We start from the raw sequence: 23,926 nt of genomic DNA on the forward strand, positions 1-23,926 counted from the left end.
ATATTTTTGCGCAGAACTAAATTTAGAATAATGAGAAAATTTTTATGCATCGCTATAGGGTTACTTGTAATGACTTCATGTAATCAGCAAACCGAAAAAACAGGATTTGTAAATAACACAAAAGTTGTTTCAGATTTTAAAGAAATGAAAGCTGCTAAAGAAAAATGGACAAAAAAGAATAATGAAGTAAGAGCAGAGTTAGAAGAAAAGGCAAAACAGTTTCAAATTGAAGTTCAGGGATATCAAAATATAATGAAATCCATGACACAGTCTAATAGAGAGAAAAAAGAGCAGGAGTTAATGGTAAAACAGCAAACACTGCAAAGGGAACAGCAAACTAGAATGCAAGAGATTCAAAAAGGTAGTCAGACTGAAATTGATTCAATAATTGCTAAGGTTGAAGATTTTATCAAAGATTATGGTAAAAAGAATGGGTATACTTACATCTATGGTGAAACTGAAGTAAAGAATATCTTTTATGCGAAGGAAGAGTTAGACTTAACCGATAAAATTATTACTGAACTTAACGGAGAAAAGCCTTCAGGAGAAAGTAAAGAATAGTACCAAGTTAAATAAGGTATCAAACCCTATAATATTGATTATAGGGTTTTTTTATGTCTTGTTTTTAACAAACTAATTATAATTGTTTTAGGATTAGAGATAATTCATTGGTGTTTTTACTTGTATAAATGTGCAACATCAGGTTCGAGCTTTTGTTTAATTTACTAGTATAAACATTGTTTTTACGTTGTTAAGCATTCGAATATACATGCTTAAAACGGCTTAACAGAATACATTATTATCATAATTCATTAAGGGAAATTTCCCTTCTTTTTTGTTAATAAGATAATGTCTAAATGATTTATAAAAATATGTTCGAAAAGCGAATAAAAAAAAACACTTAATCGGATAAAGTTGCCGTTTTTAGATTTTTTTTGATCCTACAAAATGTCAGAATATCAACTGTTTTTTTAAGAAATTTGAATTAAAAATTTACTATTATTCAGAATTATCTCTGTTTTTTTGTCTTTTTAGGACTACAATTGTTTTTTAATTAGTATATTTAAGTAATTGGTTAATAGTTATTTACTGTATTAAAGAACATTGTAAGACTACGGTTTTCACACATGTAATTATTGTCTTCAATTTTTAGTAAGAATATTATTACAAAAAAAAATGAAAATTTGGTTTGATATAAATTTTTAATTTATAATTTTATGACTTTAGTATATTTATATTAACAATATTATTAACAAACGCCCCAAATCGTTTGATTAGTAGTGCATATTTTCACACGTATTTAAGTGATATAATCGCTATGAAAAGGAAACTTAACTTAGTCTTCGTCTTGATTGTTTTGGCTCTTGGATTTCAGGAAGCTTTAGCCCAACGAAATATTGAGGCTCCTACTTTGGTATCAGGTGCTCAAGCTTGTGGTACGCTGACAAATAGTTTTGATTTTACTGCAGACATGTCCGCAGGTGTTGCGCTACCTTCAAACAATCAGTTCATTTTACAACTTTCGAATCCTTCCGGAAGCTTTGCAAATGCATCGGAAATTACAGATTTAGGCACAGCGGATGGTCCTAATGAGGCAAGTGGAGCGGGAACCGTTATAGAATTCTTCAATGTTAATGTGCCCCAGGATGCAAATAGTGACGATTATAGATTAAGAGTTATCGCTACTGAAGCTAGTATTATTAGTGATATTTCTGAGCCCATACCTTTTCATTTTTTCGATGATGATAATCTTTTAATTCGCCTGAATGGTGGTGATGACATTATCTTTTGTAATGTAGCGTCTTTTGCGAAACAAGTTTCTGTTGTCGTTTTGGATGAAAATGATAATGAGGTAGATGTTAATAATTTTAATTGGGAATGGTTGAGAGATGGAGCGTTAATTCCTGGAGAAAATAATCCTACTTTATTAATAACCGAAGAAGGTGATTATCAGGCAAGAGTTTCTGTAGGTTTATGTAATAACGTTTTTGTTTTTAATAAATCTAATAGAATATCAGCTTCTTTAGTTAACACAAGTGACATTTCAATTATTACAACGGCACCGGATTTTTCTTTTTGCCCAGATGAAACGAAAGTATTACAGGCTAGTGATATTGATTTTTCTTATAGTTATCAATGGATCAAAGATGGTGTGGAATTAGATGGAGAAACCTCTCCAACTATTACTTTACCCGATAATGATTTTGGTGGTGAATACACTTTAGAAATTGAACTAAGTGAAGATTGTATTTTAGTTACAAATCCAGTAACAGTTACAAATGAAGGATCAAGTATTACGACTCCTTTACCGCCAGGATTGGTATTGCTGCCAACACAAATATTAACATTAACTGTAGAAACGGATGCCCCAGTAGGAAGTACATTTAGGTGGATACGCGATACTAATATTATAATTCAAGGAATAACTACCGGCTCAACCATTACTTTTGATGTTCCGGCTAATGGAGTAGGAGACTATAGATTAGAAATAGATGCTTTATTTCCAGATGACCCTTGTATGTCTGAACTAGTAACAGAAACTGTTGTCGTCGCAGCAGAAAGATTTGATATAACGATTGCTCCTGGAGAGGTCGTCGATTGTGATCAGGACACCATTACTATTTCGTTAGAAGAAATGGTAGGTATAACATCCACGGGCGATCGCGTTCCTTTAACCACAGAACAATTTAGCTTTTTTGATTTCGAGTGGTTTAATGATGGAGTCTCTACAGGTGAGACTTCTTTGTCGTTAGATGTTTCTCGTGCTGATAATGGAGGAAGTTTCGAATTGAGGGCTATTTTTAGTCCTGGAGGTTTACCAGACACTGTTTCTAACAATTTACCTATTGAGTTTTTATCTAATAGTATTGTTCTAGATATTAATCCTCCTGTATTGGAAGCTGGACAAACAGTTACTTTAACAGCACCGGCGAGTACTAATTTCACGTATGAGTGGTACGTAATTCAAAACGGTACAGAGGTATTAATCGATGGAGAGACAACCAATACGTTAACTGTTTCTGAAGAAGGAGATTATTTTGCAAGAATTAGCTCTTCTTTATGTACTACGGACACATTAATCGCAGAGGTTAGAGGTCCGGGCGCATTGTCAGAATTAATACCTAATGTTGTAACACCAGGAGGAAATGCTGCAAACAACGCTTGGGTATTACCAAATTCTTTTACCGACAATGATGTTGAAGTAAGTATATATTCTTCTAACGGACAGTTAGATTTTCAAAAAAATGGTGGTTACAACGCTGATTGGCCAAATGAGTCCGCCTCACAAGCAAGTGAACTTATTTACTATTATATAATATCAAGAAGTAATACAGTAGTTAAAAAGGGGACAATTACAGTAATGAGATAATTTATGATAAAAAAAATACTCTATATATCTATTTTCATTTTTTGTGCACATCTAATATCTGCACAAGATGGATCTTCCAATACATCAGGTATATTACCTTCAGATATTCCGTTACATAACTCCTTAAAATATAATAGGTTTTTGTTTAACCCTACATTCTCTTTGGTAAGAGAAAACAAAAATTCTATAAATATCTACAATAGAAACCCTCGCTCTAGTTTTAGCGATAATTCTCAGACATATTTTCTTAATTATTCCGCGCGATTTGAGGAAAAAACAGGAATTGGAATCGGATTATTTCAACAAAATGTCGGAATTTTTAGGTTTTTTGGGGCTACGTTGAACTATGCTTATAACCTAGAGTTAAATAGAGATATGAATTTTACTTTTGGTGTTAATTTAAATTATTCTCAAAGTGCTTTAAAGAGTAATTTGGACCAAGCACAAGCAGATGATGATATCATAAATAACTACGAAAATAGTTCTGTTTTTCTTCTTAGACCAGGTGTGAATTTTAATTATGGAAATTTTGATGTTGGAGTTTCTGTTGGAAATTTGGTTACCTACAATCTTACTGCTAGTGAATTGCTTACAGATAATTTTGAATACTCAGGGCATGTAATGTATACTACCGAGTTAGATTGGAGAAGAACAGAGAATGAGTTAAGAGGTATGGTATATGCTTCTAAACCAGGAGAACAAGATTTGAGATACGGTGGAAATGTTTTATTTGAAATTCCAAAATATGGATGGGCACAATTGGGATATAACAGTTTTTATGGAGGGTCAATAGGTATAGGAGCTAACATCACTAAAGTGGTTTCTGTTGGGTATACTGTAGAACCTGGAATTGGTGGAGATGCTAGTGTATCAGAGTTCGGTGCTACTCACGAGTTTGGTTTAGCATTTAATTTTGCCAAGGAAGAACGTAGAAGAAAAAGAAGAAACATATCATCAAAAAGTTCTTTACAAAGAGATTCCGAAATAAGAAGATTAAAGAAAGAAATTTTAGATCAAAATAAACTAATAAGAGAACTTCAAAGTACTAGAAATGACTCTCTAAGTCAGGCACAACGAGCTATGAATAAATTAGAGAGATCAATTCAGGAAGCAAAAGAAGAAGAAGCTAGAAAGGCAAGAGAGCTTGCTTTACAAAGAGAAGAAGAAGTAAAATTATTAAATAAGAAAAAAGAAGAAGAACTTGCCGCTCAGAGGAAGTTAGAGCTAGAGATGACGGCTCAAAAAGCCGAAGAAGAAAGATTGGCAGCTCAGCGGAAAATCCAATTAGAATTGGCTGAACAGAAAAGAGCTGAAGAAGAAAAACAGGCTCAAGAAGTAGCGGCTAAAGAAGCTGAAGAAGCTAGAATCGCAGCAGAGGAAGAAGCAGGTAGGCAAGCTGAAGAAGCCAGAATAGCTGCTGAAGAAGCTGCTAGAGAAGCTGAAGCAGAAAGACAAGAGGCAGAAGCAGAAGCGGAAGCTGAAGCGAAAAGACAGGCTGAAGAATTGGCTAAGGAAGAAGAAGCTCGACAAGCACAAATTGCAGAAGCTGAAGCTAAACAGAAAGCTGAAGAAGAAGAACGAATAGCAGCACAGAAAAGGCTTGAGGTAGAAATGGCTGCACAAAAAGCTGAAGAAGAACGATTAGCATCTCAGAGAAAGCTTGAACAAGAAATAGCTGAACAGAAAAGAAGAGAAGAATCTCAGAAAACGTTAGAAAGAGAAGTTTCTGTACAAAAAGATAAAGAAGCAGAAGAGGAGAGATTACGTCAGGAGGCAGAAGCTGCAAGATTAGCAGAAGAGGAGAGATTACGTCAGGAGGCGGAAGCTGCGAGATTAGCAGAAGAAGAGAGATTACGTCAGGAGGCGGAAGCTGCGAGATTAGCAGAAGAAGAGAGATTACGTCAGGAGGCGGAAGCTGCAAGATTAGCAGAAGAGGAGAGATTACGTCAGGAAGCAGAAGCTGCAAGATTAGCAGAAGAGGAGAGATTACGTCAGGAGGCGGAAGCTGCAAGACTAGCTGAAGAAGAGAGATTACGTCAGGAGGCGGAAGCTGCAAGATTAGCAGAAGAGGAGAGATTACGTCAGGAGGCAGAAGCTGCAAGATTAGCAGAAGAGGAGAGATTACGTCAAGAAGCTGAGGCTGCGAGATTGGCTGAGGAAGAAAGACAACGTCAGGAAGCAGAAGCTGCAAGATTAGCAGAAGAGGAGAGATTACGTCAGGAGGCAGAAGCTGCAAGATTAGCAGAAGAGGAGAGATTACGTCAGGAGGCAGAAGCTGCAAGACTAGCTGAAGAAGAAAGATTACGTCAAGAAGCTGAGGCTGCGAGATTGGCTGAGGAAGAAAGACAACGTCAGGAAGCAGAAGCTGCAAGATTAGCAGAAGAGGAGAGATTACGTCAGGAGGCAGAAGCTGCAAGATTAGCAGAAGAAGAGAGACAACGTCAGGAGGCTGAGGCTGCAAGATTAGCAGAAGAAGAGAGACAACGTCAAGAGGCAGAAGCTCAAGAGGATAATGGAGAAGATCTTGAACAGATTCAGCGAGAAATCGATAATAGTAGTAGAATTACAGATAGATTGATCGCATCTAGAGACTCCTTATTAACATCTTCTAAAAACCTAGACAAGAGAGAGTTTAATAGACTATTGGAATCTCTTGTAAATATGAGTGATGAAGCTGAGCAGGTGAAAAATAATCCTGATCCTAGTAGTTCAAAAAAATTAACTTCTAGAAATAGATTTATCAAGTTTGCCGAAGCTACAAGACCAGAAGCTAAATATGCGACCAAATATATTCCAGGATATCCAGAAGGGTTCTATTTGATAGGAAATGTCTTCAGAGGTGGAGTGTATGCAGATAGTTTTACGAATAAGCTAAAAGATCTTGGATTTAATGATGCTCAGGTGATATTGAACCCAGAAAATCAATATCAATATGTAGCAATTACGTATTATGCAAACAAGGAAGAAGCAGCCGAAAACTATTTAAACAATATTGGAAACAAATACTTTGGTGATATGTGGATCTTGAATATTGCTAAAAGTAGAGTGGAATCATTGAAGAGATTAGTACAAGAATCACGTATCATAAAGGATACCGTTAAAGACGATACCGTATTAACAGAGAACCTGTCATATATCGGAGGGCATAATATTGAAAATGGATATTATTTAATTACTAATATTTTTAAAAGAGAAAATTATTTTGAACGAGGAATGAATAAGCTTAAGTCTCAGGGGCTAGAGCCTAAGTTTTTCAGGAATCCAAAAGACAATTACATATATGTGTATTTAGATAGGTTTGATAGTATTGATCAGGCAAAACAGAGTTTATTCTCTAATGTAAATAACACATACGATGGAGATCTATACATTTTAAAGATACAATAGTGAGTAGTACCCCAAAATATACTAGAATGAACAACACAACTCAAACAAAGCAGCTTATGAAAACACTATTACCCAAAAAAGCTGTACTAATAATAGCGGTGATTATTATTAGTACCATAAGCAAGATGAACGCGCAAGTATCCGTTGCTTTTGATACTATACCACGAGCCCAGTTTAATAACCTTAGGGGTAACATGGTAATGGCCGGTAATGATATTGTCGGTGTTATAGAAGACTCGGGAGGTACTGTTTTTACAAATCCTAACAGAAATTACAACGGAACGCAGAATAATGGTGATTATGTCACAGCTTTTATAGATGTGGATAATGATCCAACTACCTTTAGTTCTAGTGAAGCAGGTTTAACAGTGCCAAGAGAAGATTGTAGCCGATTGGTGTATGCTGGGTTATATTGGTCTGCGAATTATTATATGGCCAGAGTAGATACTCCTGTTAATTTTACGGATAATGAAATATCTTCTAATTCAGCTACTGGAACAGCTTTTATCATTAATAATGGCCCTTTAGCAGAAATGTATACGGCTAGAAACTCAGAGTTTGATAATGATAATTCGGATATAGAATATGATCCAGTAACTTCATATTTGGTGGTAGCACAACCAGTGAATGGTTGTGGTATTACTAACGCCACTGAGTTAGCTGGTAATATTGCAGTTATAAGAGATGGTGGTAGCTGTTCCTTACGAGAAAAAGTAGTAAATGCTGAGAGTGCAGGAGCTGTTGGAGTTGTAATAGTAAACGATGGTGGGTTGTTGCCAAGAATGACAGGGAACGGACCAGCGATTAATATTCCATCAGTTTCTATCGGAAATGATGATATCAATAATGCAAATTTCACGGGAGGTGATTTAATACCTTTATTACAAGCACAAACCAATGTCGTATTAGCAACCTTGTCATCAAGTGGTGGTAATGATTGGCTTTCTAACCTTCCTCTTACGGATCCGAGAAAACAGGGTCCTGCTGATTTTAGAGATATAAAATTTAAGGTGCCAGGCGGTTCTTATGTAGATGTAACCGCTAGTAGCGTCGTGTTTGATGGATATCGTAATACACCTACAAATCCATTAGGAGATGTTGCCAATGATGAGGTGCCATATGTATGTTATGCAGATGTAACAGCCTTATTAGATCCAGACAATCCATTTGGTACGTATACAGTTGCAAATATGAATGCTACGCAAGGTTTTACCAGTGGAGGTGATGGAGCTTGTGGAGGATGGTTCTTAGTAGCGTTTTATGAAGATCAACAGGAAACGGCTAAATTCATTAGTACAGACGATGGTTTTGTTCAGATTTTTAGTGGTCAGGATCCCTTACGTTTTTCGTATAGTGGATTTACCACGCCTACTGGAATCAATGAGCCTGTTAGTGTACGATTTGGTACAGCTTCACTAGAAGGAGATACGAGTTTAGGGGGGGATGAATTAAGAATCGTGAATACTGCAGGAACTACCACTGCGTTAGGACAAGGAGCTGCTACAGCAAATCCAACAAATAACTTCTTTAATGGATCCATATCTGTAGATGGTGTTTATACAACAAATAGAACACCGAATTCTCAGAATACACAGGGGTTTGATGCAGATTTATTCGAATTACCAAATGATTCCAAAGATTTAGTAGATAACGGCCAAACATCGGCCACATTTGAGCTATTTACAGATCGGGATCGATATAGTGTGTTTTTCAATGCATTTTCCGTAACTATTATCGAACCAGAATTACGGATCATTAAAAGAGTCTTTGAGTTAGATGGATCTACCGAGATAACAGGTGGAAATGTAGAGTTAGGTGATGAGATATTCTATGATTTAGAAATTGAAAATATAGGTAATGAAGATTTTGTAGATGGAACAGTTACAATTACAGATGTTCTTCCTGCAAATACTAATTTATTAGGAGTAGTCGATGCTACTTTACCTCCAGGAGTTACGTATACGGAGATATCACCAGGGGTTTTACAATTTAATATTCCAGCAGATCTGGTAGAAACACCTAACGATGCTCCTGTTGGAGATGGAGATGCCCCAATTTTTATAAGATTTAGAGCACAGTTGGTTAGCAGTTGTGAGGAACTTAGAGATGCATGTTCTGATGTAATTACGAACTCTGCAACAGCAACGTACACTGGAGCGCAATCAGGAACCATGGGAAGTACTACAAGTAGTTCTCAGGTGGGAGTCTGTGGTGATCAACAAAATGAAGCTTCGAACATACTTGTTAATATACCAGCATGTCAGTTAGATGTTACTTTTTGTGATGATGACTTATTATTAGTCGCAGGTACAGGTTATAATCAGTACACATGGTCTGGACCTGGGATTACAACGCCTGTGGTAACAAATGTTAATTTTTACCAGGTTCCAAATCCACAAACAGGAGTATATACTGTGCTTAAGGAAGATACAGATGGGGTTGACCCTAGTTGTATGTCGCTTACAGAAGAATTTACAGTAACTGCTTTTAGAGATATTACAAACCCAGTTTTAGATTATGTAAATGGAACTACTATTGTAACAGAAGATTGTAGTGGTATACCGATTCCACAAATTCTATTATGTGGTGATCAAACACAATTATTAGAAACTAATTTTGATCCATCTACTTTAGATGATATTTCATGGCAGAGACTAACTCCATCAGGGTCTTGTGTATTAGATCCAAATGATCCATGTTCTTTGTTAGATGGTAACTGTACGGATGCCAATTGGGTAGAAGTAACAGGCGGTGATACACCAAATTATACTGTTTCGGAAGCAGGAGACTACAGAATCTTAGCAGAATTCGATGGAGGATGTATCATTCCTTTCTACTTCAGTGTGTTTAAAAATGATTACCAACCGGATTTAACTATGAATCCTATAGAGTGTGGTAATGATGGTAGTGTTAGTGTGGTTAATGTACCTACAAACTTTGCATTCAGTTTAACTCCTGGAGGCCCATATACAAATACTACAGGAGTTTTTCCAATATCTACTGCTGGTGATGTAACTGTATATGCAATCGATACTACATTCCCTGGATGTGAGTATTCAGAGACGATAAATGTACCTTCTATAGATCCAACTTTTAGTGTAACTGGAGTTGATCCTAGTTGTGTAAATAATGATAATGGTACAGGTGTTGGTAGAATTAATATCAGCGTTACCGGTGGTATACCAGAGTATCAATATACCATTTCTAGTCCTGCGTTAGGAGCTGCAGATCCAATAATAGTTCCTAATAGTAGCGCCAATAATGGTAATTATACACAGAATAATTTACCTCCTGGAACTTATACTGTTGAGGTAATTTCAAACAGACCAACACCAGAATGTATTTTTGACGCAACAGTTACCATCAATCCGGCCCCAGCTTTTGATGCAGAGGTGGTATTATTAGCTCCTGAAACTTGTGATAGTGGAGCATTGGTACAAGTAAACGTATTAAATGGTTCAGGGAATTATTTATTTGATAATGGAGATGGAAATTTCGTTGCTTGTAATATTTTTGAAATACCTTCTCCTGCTGATCCATCTGCTACGTATACTTTTAGAGTAAGTGATCAAAATATTCCTGGTGGAACGGCTGCTTGTATCATATCAGCAAGCATTGACAATATTACACCGTATGAACCTATAGTAATCGATAATGTTACTGTTACTCAGCCCGCTTGTCCAGGAGACACTGGTCAAATTCAGGTAGATGTTTCACCGACAGTAGCAGGTAGATTATATACATATCAACTTTGGGATTGTGCAGGTGACCCTAACTGTGGGAATGCAGATCAAACTACTTGGGATATTACTTTATGGACATTAGTAAATGAAATAGCATCCACAGGAAGTCAAACGATTACTTTTACGGGCATACCAGATGGTAATTCTTATGCAATTGCAGTTTCACATGCAAACACAACACCAACCATAAATAATCCGAATTGTACTTTCCCAGCACCGGAACCAACTATATGTCCGGTAAGGGAATCTATTTTTGCAATTACTTCACCTGCTGGAATTACAGCTGACGTAACTTTAGACAGACCATTAAGCTGTATTGTCGGAAGTGAAGATGCATTGATAGAAGTTGATAATATTGCAGGAGGATCAGGAACATATGAATGGAGTTTGGATAATGTTACTTTTACCAATGTTACTACCACTCCTTTTACGATTCCTGTAAGTACCGATGGATCTTATACAGTGTATATAAGAAATCAAGGTTCAGCAGATTGTGCAGTTCCTTTTCCAGTAGATGTTCCCGCATTGGTTCCAATTACATCAATTACGTTTACTCCAGGTGATGGAGATTGTAATAGTCAAAGCTCAGAAGTTACCTTTGAAGCTCAACCTGCATTATCTGCAGCGGATATTGCGGCAGGAGTTGTATATGAGTATGATGTGTCTCCCGATCCTGCAACAGGAGCGGCGGCAACTGGAAATACAGGTTTTTTAACAACTAATACCTATACAATAACACAAGGAATTACGTATACGGTTACTGCAAGAAGAAGTGATGATCAATGTACATTTAGTGATGATTATAGAGTAGATGTTATAGATCCAATAGAGATTACTAATGCTGTGGAAACAACACCTGTTGTTTGTGTCGGAGATAGTAATGGAGCTTTATCTTTTACGGTTACGAATAGTACTTCTTTTGATTATGTTGTGACATTAACATCTAGTGGAGCAGTTGTAGATTCAGGAAACGGAATTACTACGAGTCCTGTAAGTGTAACCGGACTAGCTGCTGGAAATTACACAATAACTGTTACGGATACCAATCCAGGTGGATCAGGTTCTCCATTAAACTGTTCAGATACGGCAACTGTAGATGTAACCGAACCTGCAACACCACTTACTTTTACTACGGCAGCAACGGATACAAATTGTGGAGCCAATACAGGTACAATTACTGTTACGGCTAATGGTGGTAGAGGAAATTATCAATATAGATTGGTAAATAGTGGAGGAACGGTAATTGTTGATTATCCAAACACTAACAATACTTTTACAGGTTTAGCAGCTGATACATATACTATTTTTGTTAGAGATGGTAGTAATCCTGCTACAGCTTGTGAGATTAGTAATACAGAGACTATTGGAACATTTGCTTCACCTACTATAGCATTAACAGCTGGAGGAGATGTATGTTATGATGGAACGGATCAGGCAAGTCAAATAATTACAATAACTCCAGGAATTGATCCTCCTCTTGGTCCATTTGAATATATTTTGGATAGAGGTACAGGACCAGAAACTCCGGTAGCGATTACGTTAACAACACCACCTTATACATTCGAAATAACAGGATTGACCCCTGGAAATTATACAGTATTTGTTAGAAATACGAACACACAATGTATTACGAATACAGAAAATTTCACAATAAATCCTGAACTTACAATTACAGCAGTTCTAGATAAAGATATCGACTGTAATGGTGATGCTGAAATATCATTTACAGCAGCAGACGGAAGTGGAACATATACTCAATATGACTTATATGTTCAAGGAACACCTCCTGTTTTATCACAGGCTAATATTACATCTGTTCACACAATAGGAACACCTGGTATTTATTTGGTACAGGTAATTGACGATTTAGGATGTACAGCATTTTCTAATCCAGTTACAGTTACTGCTTACGAAGCATTAGCGGCTACACCTTCAGTTACGAATCCAGATTGTCCTGCAGATGGAGGATCAATTACGATTACAACAACAGCAGGTGAAGGACCATTTACTTATGTGTTAGATGGTACTACAACGATTGGCCCTACTAGTGATACTTCTGTAACCTTTAATAATGTTGCAGTGGGTACACACACGGTAGTAGTAACTGATGGTTCAGGAGCAACTCCTGCTTGTACCTTAGATCTTACAAACATTCAAATAACTGCGCCCACACCAATCTCAACTACTGCTAGCGAAACGCAAGAGTATCGTTGTGATGTGGCTGGATCGAGTACGACACCTCAGTTAGGAGAAATCACAGTGGTAGTACCAACTACAGGAACACCACCTTATGAATATAGTATCGATGGAATAAACTGGCAGGCATCCAATGTATTTACAGGTTTAACAGATGGTATTTATACAATTCAGGTAAGAGATGCTGCTACGGTATCATGTCCAGTTACCTTAGCACCAGTTACAATAGATCCATTAGTACAGGTTACTGATTTATCTTTTGCAGTAACACAAGTACAATGTCCAGCACTTACGGGAGATGTTACTATTACTCCTACTTTAAATGGAACAAGTACTGTAGAATATGAAATTACAGCTCCTATAACTGTAGGGCCTCAAGCTTCAAATGTGTTTACTGGCCTTACTTCGGGAACTACCTATACATTCTTAGCAAGAACGGATGTTGATGGTTGTGTATATACAGAAACATTTACTGTACCTACAGTTGATTTTATAGCAGTTAATGCTACTATTGTAAATGAGCCTTTGTGTAATGGACAAAGTAATGGAGAATTGTCTTTTACTGTTTCAGGAATTGATTTAGTTACAGAAACTTATGCATATGAAGTTTCTCTTGGAGGAACAATTGTAGCACAAGCTACGGGTCAGAATACTGCAACTATCCTTACAGGTGATATTTTAGCGGCTGGAACTTATGACATTTTAGTTACCGACGAAAGGACTAACTGTACAGATACTGCGCAGGTGATCATTGGAGAGCCTGACGTTATCACCTTTACAATTGATCCTATTGATCAAGATTGTGTTACAAATACAAATACAGTAACCATTAGTAATGTAATGGGTGGTAGTGGAGTTGGTTATACTTGGGTGCTTAATGATTCTGGAGGAACTCCAGTAGGCCCAAGCCGACCAGTTACAGATCCTTATCTTAATGTTCCTAACGGAACAGGATATGAAATTATAGTTACAGATAGTAATTCTTGTGTATCTGCACCTCAGAATTTAGATATTAATCAATTACCACAAATTGCCGCCACGATAGATGCTGGTTCAGATTTCTGTTTAGATGACGGCGCGGTGAGTTTTACCATAAATATAGATGGAACAAATTCTGGAACACCAGATTACATTTATAATGTTTCACTTGGAGGAACAATAGTAATACCCGATACCAATGTAGGAGCATTAACTACGTTTACTACAACACCTGCATTAACGCAAGCGGGTACATATACAATTACAATTACTGATAGTAATGGATGTCCTGTTACACTTACAGAGACTATAGAAGAAGCTGTAAGCTTAGATGTTACTCAAGTTGCTGATATAACTTGTGATGCCTCAGGTAATCCAGTGGATGCTTCTTTCTCATTCGTGGTAAATGGAGGATACACACCATATGATATTGCTGTATCATTCAACGGAGGAGCATTTGTTGATCATATTACAAATGGAACAGCGCCATTTGCTAATTATGTGGCTACTTCAGGAGCTGGAACATACGTTTTCAGAGTTACTGATGATAGAGGATGTTCTTTTACAACGTCTCCTTTTACAGTAACAGATCCAGTAGCTCCGACAATTACTGCACCAACGGTAAATGTAGATTGTTTTGGAGATACAGGAACAGCTGTGATAACGGTTACAGGAACGGAAACCCCTTATGAAATTGATTTCGGCAATACAGGAACGTTCGTGGCAATTACAGGTACGCAAATAACCTTCCCTAATTTAGCAGAGAATACTTATAACTTTACCGTAAGAAGCAGTAGAGGGTGTTTATATCCTGGAACAGTAGAAATTGCCGCTCCAGATGAGATAGTGGAAGTAAGCAGAGTGGAAACACCTGTTACTTGTGGTGGATCTGTAATAGTAACAGATTTAGGTTCTATAGATTTAGTAATATCAGGAGGAACAGGAACTTACACTTATACACTGGTTGAGGCAAGTAATGTATCTGTTAGGCCTTTAGTACCCGCACCTACTGATGTTTCTACACCAAATCCAGTTAATACTGGTACATCAGTTAGTTTTGATGGACTAGATTTTGGTCAATACTTTATTTTTGTAGAAGATGCAAACGGTTGTGTTTCTAATCCAGACCCTATTGGACCATTTGATATTTTCTCACCTATAAATGATTTAGATCAGGTAATTACTCCTTCGGCAACATGTCCAGGTGGAGTTACATTTGACATAGAAATTGTTGGAGGTTCTGGTATAAATCCACCAGCAAATCCACCACCAGGGTTTGATATTCGTATTGTAGGAGAGCCGTCACCAGGTTTAGGAGATTTTGTTCCTTTAAATGATCTTGTGACTGGACCAACAGCGGTGGATGCAAATACACCGATAAGAAACCATAGATATACAGGATTAGATTTTAATAGAACATATATCTTCGAGGTTAGGGATAATGCTACCAATTGTTTGTATCAGGAATTGGTTGCACCAGAAGCACCGCCATCCGCTCCAAATATTGATAATTTTGTAGCTACTGATGTAACTTGTAATGAGACACCTGCTTTAGATGATGGACAAATTAGTTTTGAGATTTCAGGGTACGATGCTACAGTTACGCAGGTTTCTTGGGAGGTATTTAATCAATTCACAAATGTTTCATTAGGAGCAGCCTTTTCAGGAACTTCAGCAGTTGTAAGTCCTGCGGCTCTTCCAGTGACAATTTCTAACTTCCCTCCAGGAAATTATTACCTGGTAATTAGGGAAGATAATGGAACTTTATGTCCAAACAGACAAGATTTTGTGATTGACATTCCAGATCCTTTAACTTCTGTAGCTACCAACCTTACTGCTGCTAATAGCTGTGGAACAAACGCACAAGTAATTATGGATACAGATGGAGGAACACCTTTTGCCATTCCTCCGACAGCAGATGGATATACATACGCAGTAGTAGCAGATGGAGCAGGTGACCCAGGAACATATCCATTAAATAGCAATGTAATTGATCTAGGTAATGTTGCCGGTGACTTTGACATTTGGGTAGCTGATCTTAACGGATGTAGTTTTGGCCCAGTAGATGTTACTGTGGTGGTAAACCCATTACCAACGGTAGTTGCTAGTTTTATTGATGATTGTGCATACGATAATAGTAATGTAATTGATGTAGATGGAACAGGTTTAGGAACATTATTGTATCAAATAGATGGAGGTACTGCTGTTACAGGTAGTATTGATAACAATAACCATGAGTTTATAGTGTCTACACCAGGAACCTATACAATTACAGTTACAGATGAGTCGGGTTGTTCTGCAAGTACAAGTGTTACAGTATATGATGAATTAGTGATTAGTGCAGCATTTACTACTGCACCAGATTGTGAGAACTCAAATGGTGTTATTACCACTACATTAGTTTCTGGAGTTGTACAAGGTACATTAACATATGTATTACAAGATGGAACAGGAACGCCGACAGGAAATACTACTGGAGATGTAACAGGAATTTATACAGGTGTAGCACCAGGTGATTATATTGTTGTTGCTACGGATGATGGAAGAGGAACAGCTCCTTTCTGTTCATTCTCAGCACCAGTAAGTATCGACGCACCTACACCTCCGGTATTAGTTCCAGAAACAACTTTTGTTACTTGTATTGGTGATACGGATGGAGTAATTACTGCAGCGTTAACAGCTGGTTCTACGGATTCTGATCCAGCAGTAACATATGAATATGAAATTATAGCAGGTCCAGTTACAAGACCATCGCAGACTAGCCCAGTATTCTCAGGTTTAGGTATTGGTACGTATACAGTGCAAGTAACGGTTACTAAACCAAATGGAGCACTAGATGTTATATGTATAGATACAGAAGATTATATAATCGATCAACCTACACTTGCTACAGCTAGTGTTACTTTAGAGTCTCCATATGGATGTACTGGGGCTGATATTAACTTACCTGTAATTACAGTAGATAACTTTAGTGGTGGTAATTCACCATATACTATTTCATATACAGATCCATCTGGAAATGTGGTGGGTCCTGTAGATCCTGCAACATTAGATACAGATTCAGGAACAGCAGGTATTCAGATTATAGCAAATGAAGCAGGTAATTACACATTCACAATCTTTGATACGAATGATTGTCCGAATGTATTAGCGCCATTCCCAATAGCTCCATTCCCAGTAATGACGGATGCAGTTGTTAATCAGGTAACACCAATTGATTGTGCTACTAATACCGAAGAAGTTACCGTTACGGTAACTGGAGGAACAGGACCTTATGATTTTGTTGAAATTAATGGAGCAGTTCCTTCTCAATTAGGAGTTGCATCAGGAGGTGCTACTACCACTAGCGCATCATTCTTCCTTCCTGGAGTTGGTAATTATATCTTTAGAGTTACAGATACAGGAACAGGTTGTTCTATTGAAACGGCACCTTATGAAGTATTGCCATATGATACTATAGAAGCAAATATCGCTGTAGTTACTCCAGATATCTTATGTTTTGGAGATGCTACTGGAAATATTGAACTAACAGTGACAGGGCATACAGGTCCTTATAATTATACAGTAACAAATACTACAACAGGTACTGTTACTGGGCCTATAGGAGCTGATACAACAGTACAAAACCCAATTACGATTACTGGTCTCGAAGCTGGTAATATTCAGGTAACTATAGTGGACCCAGCTTCTAGCTGTGATGATGATTCAAATGTTGTTACTATTAACCAGCCTACAGAAGTATTATTAAGCTTGGTTTCTAATACAAATGCTAATTGTAATAGTGATGGAAGAGTTGTTGTAGAGGCAAATGGAGGAACTTCTCCTTACACATTTACTGCAACCGATGTACCTTTTGGAGGAACATTTACAGCTACGAATAGTACTGGAGAATTCTTACTTCCTGCAGCACCAACTACTGGAACAACCTATAGAATTTCTGTGGTTGATGATAACAGTTGTACATCTAATCCTGCATCAATTGATGTATTGGTGGAAAGAACAGATGATCCAACATTGAATCCATTAACGGTGGATGATGTATGTACTCATGACGGTAGCTATGTGATCACTGCAACAGCAACAAGTAATGTGCCTGCACCACCAGGAACAGGTGCTTTAAGGTTCCAGTTAGATGGAGGTACCATAGTAGATGCAAACAATGGATTAAATTCTCATTTGTTTACAGTCTCTACACCAGGAACGTATCAGGTTACTGCTTATGATGAGAATAACTGTCCGACAAATACAGAATCGATTACTATTTTACCAGAGTTGATTGCTTCAGCGGACTTTACAGGAGATCCTGAATGTAGAACAACAAATAATGGTGAAATTACAGTAACAGTATCAGGAGGTTCTGATTTTGCTACAAACCCAGGTAACTTTACATTTACTTTAAGAGATGAAGCTACGAATGCGATTGTATTAGGACCACAAGTTGGTAACATTATATTTACTCCTGTGGCGGCTGGTGATTATGTAGTAGAAATTACAGATATTAATATACCTGGAGTTTCTCCTTCAGTTCCTTGTACCATAATTGTTGATGTACCTGAATTACCGGTACCGGTGGATCCTATTATTACAGCTGTGGGAGATGCCGTATCTTGTGTGGGTGCTACGGATGGGATAGTTACTATCACATTAACGAATCCAATTCCTGAAGATGCTCCTTATACTTATCAGTTATATGTTGATGATGGTACAGGAAATCCTGATTTAGCTCAACAAATAGGAACCGATCAAATAGACGATCCTATATTTACAGATGTGCCGGTAGGAGATTATGTGGCAGTGGTTACCTCTGATAGATCTTGTGCGGGTCAAGCAACAGTTAACGTTGCAAATGCAAGTCAAGTAACAGCAGTTATTACACAGAGTACTTATGGTTGTGCAGCGGATAATAGCGAGATATTCCCTGTGATTACAGTAACTATTGAAAACGGAACACCACCTTATTCTGTTACTTATGTTACACCATCAGGTAATACAGTTACAGCTGTAGATGTAGCAGATGCTAATGGAAACCCTGCAGATGGAGTACAGTTCGAAATTACTGCAGATGAAGAAGGAGATTACTTTATAACGGTAACGGACTTTAATGGTTGTAGTACAGCACCAAATCCTACGATTACAGAAACGGTGAATCCTTTCCCGATTATGACAAATCCTTCTGTGGCAATTGTTACGGATATTACTTGTGCGGTTGATGAAGAGGTTGCTGTAACTGTTGTTGGAGGTTCAGGGGACTTCTTGTTCGAATTGGTTGATAATACTGGAGCGGTGATTAATCCACCTGCACCTGTAGATACCCCAGCGGGAACATTTACTGCAAACTTTACACTACCAAGAACATTAGGTATATATACCTTCAGAATCACAGATCAAATAACTATGTGTACAATTACAGTAACGCATGAATTAGATGAATTTGATTTTATTGAAGTAATAGCTGCGCAAGAAACTCCTGAGTCATGTTTTGGAGATGCAGATGGTACAATTAACATTTCAATTACCGGATATTCCGGACCATATAACTTTACAATTCTTGATGAGAATGGAAACCCAACGGCATTTACCGGAACAGGAGATACAACAACTGATCCAGATCCTTATGTATTGCCAGTTACATTACCTCAAGGAGTATATATTGTAGAGATTACCGAGACCGCAGATCCATTATGTATTGAAAGGTCTAACGCAATAGCAATTATGGGACCAGCGGCACCAATTGTTACCGCAATATCTCCGATCAATACGGTAGAATCATGTATGCCTGGAGGTGATGGATCTTTCCAAGCTTCAGTTACTGGAGCGCAAGGGACTGTTACTTATACATTAACGCCAGGAGGAGTATCTAATACTACTGGATTGTTTGAGAATCTAACTGCAGGTCTTTACACAGTAACAGCTGAAGATAGCCAAGGATGTACAGATGATGAACAGTTTACAATTCAATCACCAAATGCTATTATAGTAGATCCAATAGCAGATAGTAGTGTAACTTGTTTTGAAGATACAGACGGAAGTATTACTGTAGTAGCTAGTGGAGGTCAAGGACCGGGAACATATTTATATACGTTAACATTCCCTGATGGTGTTACTACGAGTGGACCACAGTCTATTAATGTATTTAATAACCTAGGAGCAGGAACATATACAATTACAGTTTCAGACAACTTAAACTGTACTGCATCCACTACAGCGATTATAAATGAGCCTAATGAAGTTACGGTTAGTATAGATAGTGTGACAGAAGTTACCTGTGATATTAATACTGTCGATGTAACGATAAGTGGTACTAGTGATGTTGCTATTTCCGAGTATTATTATGTTGATCAGGACGGTAATGAGGTTTCTAACGGTGGATCAGGAGTATTTATTGGTCTTGTAGAAGGAGAATATCAATTCTTTGTAGAAGATGTGAACGGATGTAGATCACAATTATCATCACCAGTACCTGTAATTCCTATTAATCAAATAGCTATTACATTAGACACAACTGCTGCAAACATTAACTGTTTCAATGAGTCTACTGGTGTGATTGACGCAACTGTTACTGGCGGAATTGGAGACTACATATTTGAATTAACAAATAATACAACTGGTCAGACCTGGGGTCCACAGATTGATAGTGAATTCACTGATTTACCACCTGGTAATTATACATATGTGGTAAGAAGTGATAGAAACTGTGTTGCTCAAGAGAATTTTGATATCATTAACCCTGCGGAGTTTGAGAATATTCCTCCACAGGTTATAGATGTTGTTTGTTTCGGAGAGGATAATGGTTCGATAACTGTTTTTGCAGCTGGAGGAACGCCTTCATATTCATTCGCTATAAGTACTGATCCAGGTCAGTTCTTTAATGATGAATCTGATGGAGCTGTAGATGGACAGCATACATTTACGGATCTAGCACCAGGTATGTATCAGGTATTTGCTCAGGATTCTAATGGATGTGGTCAGGTATATGATGTTACTATTGGAGAGCCTACTCAATTAATGGCTAATATTGTTGGAGCAATCACTCCAGAGACATGTGCAGACGCTAATGATGGAGCGGTTACCATAGAAGTAACAGGAGGTACACCACCTTATTCTACAAGTCTTACAAATAACAATGATTTTGTAGAAGGAGTATTTACCTTTATGGATTTACCAGGAGGTATCACAACAATTTATGTACGTGATGCAAACAATTGTCCTGTAACGCTTCCAGTTGATATTCCGGAAGGTGCAATCCTTAATGGAGTGATGAGCCCAAGATTGGATTGTCCTATAGTAAATACAGATGGTAGTATTAATCAGCCACCGGTATATTATATAGATGTTATTTTAGGAGATAATTCGGTGAATACTGACATTATTTACAATCTAGTTTCTTTAGATGGAGGAGTTAGTCCGGGTGATAGTTTAGATCCAACATTTATTGTACAACCAGGTCAATATCAAGGTACAATGACGTATACACCTACAAATTGTGTGTTTGATCTAGGTACAATAACAATAGAAGAATATGTTCCGTTATCTACGCCAGTTGCTCAGATGACAAATAATCCTCAAGATCCAAACGAATATGAAATTACCGTTACAGGAGGAAGTGGAGATTATACATTCTTCTTAGCAATTATTCCAGAGGGTCTTACTGTAAACGACCTTACAGATGCAGATTATCGAGAATTAGATGATAATATTTTCTCTATTGATGAAACTGCAGATTACGCTATACGTGTTGTTGATAATTTAGCGTGTGAGGCAATAGGAGTTCAGAGATTAGAGTTTATTAACATTATTATTCCTAATTACTTTACCCCAGATGGAGATGGAACTAATGATGCTTGGTACCCTAGACAGGATCCATTTAGAGACCCATTCTTCTTTGATGACATGGAAGTTAGAGTTTTTGATAGATACGGTAGATTATTAGCCGAATTTATTGGAGACCAAGGACCAAACAACGGATGGGAAGGAGTTTATCAAGGAAAAGAATTGCCGTCAGGAGATTATTGGTTTACCATTATTCTAAATGACGTCGATAACAGAGAATTTACAGGTCACTTTACTTTATATAGATAATAAACATGAGAACGTACACAAGACATATAAAGATAGCTATCGTTCTGATGGTAGTTATAATTGCAAATAAGAGCTACGGTCAGGAGTTTTTTGCGCCTGTTCAGAATCAATATATTGCAGATAACCCTTATTTAATATCAAGCGCGTATGCAGGTATAGGTGATTGTTGGCAGGTAAGAGCATCTGGGTTTGAACAATGGGTTGATATTGCGGATGCCCCAGGAACGCAGTCCTTATCTATAGATGGCCGAATATCAGATAGATCAGGTGTCGGAGCTATTCTATTTAATGATAGAAATGGTGCAACCTCGCAAAAGGGTATTCAGTTGTCATTTGCACACCATTTAACATTAAATGAGTATACCAATCAGTATTTGTCTTTTGGTATTAGTTATAAGTTTACCCAATTTGGAATTGATACATCTCAGTTTAATGACGGTGATCCAAATTTACCACCAAGTGAAGTATTACCAAATGTAACGGTGAACAATTCTAATTTTGATATAGGTGTTTTGTATAGATTAGGTAGGTTTTTCTTAAGTGCGAATGCAGTAAATCTATTACAAAAGCAAATAGATGATTTTAACCCAACAGAGCCTTCAAGTATTCAGAATTATTATGTGTATTCTGGATATACTTTTTATGATCGCTTTAGTGATATAGAAGTGGAACCTACAATACTATATCAAAGTTTTGCTGGTGATGGTAGAAGTACGGCGGATTTAAACCTAAAGGTTAGAAAGCTGCATAGAGGTGATTACTATTGGGCAGGAGTTAGTTTACGATCACTGGTAGATCAAGATTTCAAACCTTTATCAGTGTCACCAATGATTGGGATCAAAAAAGCTAATTTTTATGTAGCATACGGGTATCAGGTAAATGTTAATGAAGTTTTTGATGCAAGTAATGCAGCAGGATCACATATGATTACATTAGGAATTGACTTTGGATGTAGACAAAGTAAGTGTGGTTGTACATACTAGAAGAATATAATTTTAAAAAATAAAAAAGCACCGTTTAAGGTGCTTTTTTATTTTTTAAAAGATTAAGGTTCCTGTTTTAGGATAGCGATGGATCTTAAAAATCTTAAAAAATTTTATTATAACTACTTGGTCGAGAGTTTAATCATAATAGAAAATTAATATAGGAAAGCTGTAAGGTTATTTTAAGGGATATGATACTAAAATTCAAAATATTAATAGTTGTTTTAAAATATTAAAGATCAGATTCTAATAAAGATTTTTTTAATGATGATTTTAGAAGAATGTAATTAAACATTTTTTAAAGTTCTTTTTGGAATATTTTGGGGAATTTTCCGGTATTTGTGTTGAGATATCTTAATATAATAATCTTAAAACCCGAAGAATCATGAAAATTAAATCTTTAAGAAATGTTGGAATTCTATTAGTTTCTCTGTTTTGTATGTATAGTTGTGAAATAGAAGAGAGAGCACATAATGAGGAGTTAAATATTTTGGAACTCGAAAATAAATTAATGCAAACAGTTTTGCCCCAAGATTCCAAGTTACAAGCGTCTAATTCTGTTTTTAGTTATTGGTTTAAAGGAGGAACGACTGTCGAATTAGATGCTAATGGTAAAGTTAAAAAAGGAACACTATTAAATAACACTTGGTTAAGAGCATCAGGATCGAATATTTTTATGTGGTTCAAAGCTAACACTATTGTTGTATTTGAGGGAGATGCTAATGCTAGCTTAAAAGAAGGCGTATTGTTAGAAGATACAAGACTAAGTAGATCGGGACCAAAATATGATATTTGGTTTAAGGGTGGTCAGAGAGTAATTTTTGCTACGGGTCAAGAAGGAAGAGTGAGAACAGGAACGCTAAGGAATAGAACTATACTTCCTAATTCAAATAATATTAGCGTTTTTTATGAATCCATGACAGAATTAACTTTTGATGATTTCGGAAGAGTTATAAACCAATGAAAAGTTTTCTCTAACACCTAATTATTTAATCACCTATGAAAATTTGAAGTAATTATTTTAGAGTTGTTTTAAGTTTTCATAGATGATTTAAAGTAAAAAAAGGAGAATCTGTATTAAAACCAATGAAGATAAAAGCGAATTTCATATTATGTAATTAATCGAAATTTTTAGGTAACATTTTCCTGTTTTTTGACACTAATAAAGGATTCCTGAAACAATCAATAAA

General features: G+C 36.8%; 6 protein-coding genes. All 6 read left to right on the top strand.

Annotated features, from left to right (window positions below; translation table 11 throughout):
* The first annotated feature begins 30 nt into the window (after nucleotides 1-30).
* The 6 genes from ABD077_RS03510 to ABD077_RS03535 all read left to right on the top strand — a co-directional run bounded on the left by ABD077_RS03510 (nucleotide 31) and on the right by ABD077_RS03535 (nucleotide 23,700).
* Complete coding sequence (locus ABD077_RS03510) at nucleotides 31-561, top strand: OmpH/Skp family outer membrane protein (RefSeq protein ID WP_343910545.1); 531 nt, start codon at nucleotides 31-33, stop codon at nucleotides 559-561.
* A gap of 757 nt (nucleotides 562-1,318) precedes the next feature.
* The gene (locus ABD077_RS03515; protein WP_343910547.1) at nucleotides 1,319-3,370 is read left to right on the top strand and encodes an Ig-like domain-containing protein; all 2,052 of its coding nucleotides are present in this window, start codon (nucleotides 1,319-1,321) and stop codon (nucleotides 3,368-3,370) included.
* Nucleotides 3,371-3,373: 3 nt separating this feature from the next.
* Entirely contained in the window at nucleotides 3,374-6,757 is a 3,384-nt protein-coding gene (locus ABD077_RS03520) for a PorP/SprF family type IX secretion system membrane protein (RefSeq protein ID WP_343910549.1), read from the top strand.
* Between the two features lie 56 nt (nucleotides 6,758-6,813).
* Nucleotides 6,814-21,753, top strand: coding sequence for a T9SS type B sorting domain-containing protein (locus ABD077_RS03525; RefSeq protein ID WP_343910551.1), 14,940 nt, complete (start codon nucleotides 6,814-6,816; stop codon nucleotides 21,751-21,753).
* A gap of 5 nt (nucleotides 21,754-21,758) precedes the next feature.
* A complete protein-coding gene (locus ABD077_RS03530) occupies nucleotides 21,759-22,736 on the top strand; it encodes a PorP/SprF family type IX secretion system membrane protein (RefSeq protein WP_343910553.1) in 978 nt (325 codons plus the stop codon).
* Nucleotides 22,737-23,121: 385 nt separating this feature from the next.
* Complete coding sequence (locus tag ABD077_RS03535; protein ID WP_343910555.1) at nucleotides 23,122-23,700, top strand: hypothetical protein; 579 nt, start codon at nucleotides 23,122-23,124, stop codon at nucleotides 23,698-23,700.
* The last annotated feature ends 226 nt before the right edge of the window (nucleotides 23,701-23,926 follow it).

The sequence above is a fragment of the Aquimarina litoralis genome (assembly GCF_039523995.1).
GTDB lineage: Bacteria > Bacteroidota > Bacteroidia > Flavobacteriales > Flavobacteriaceae > Aquimarina > Aquimarina litoralis.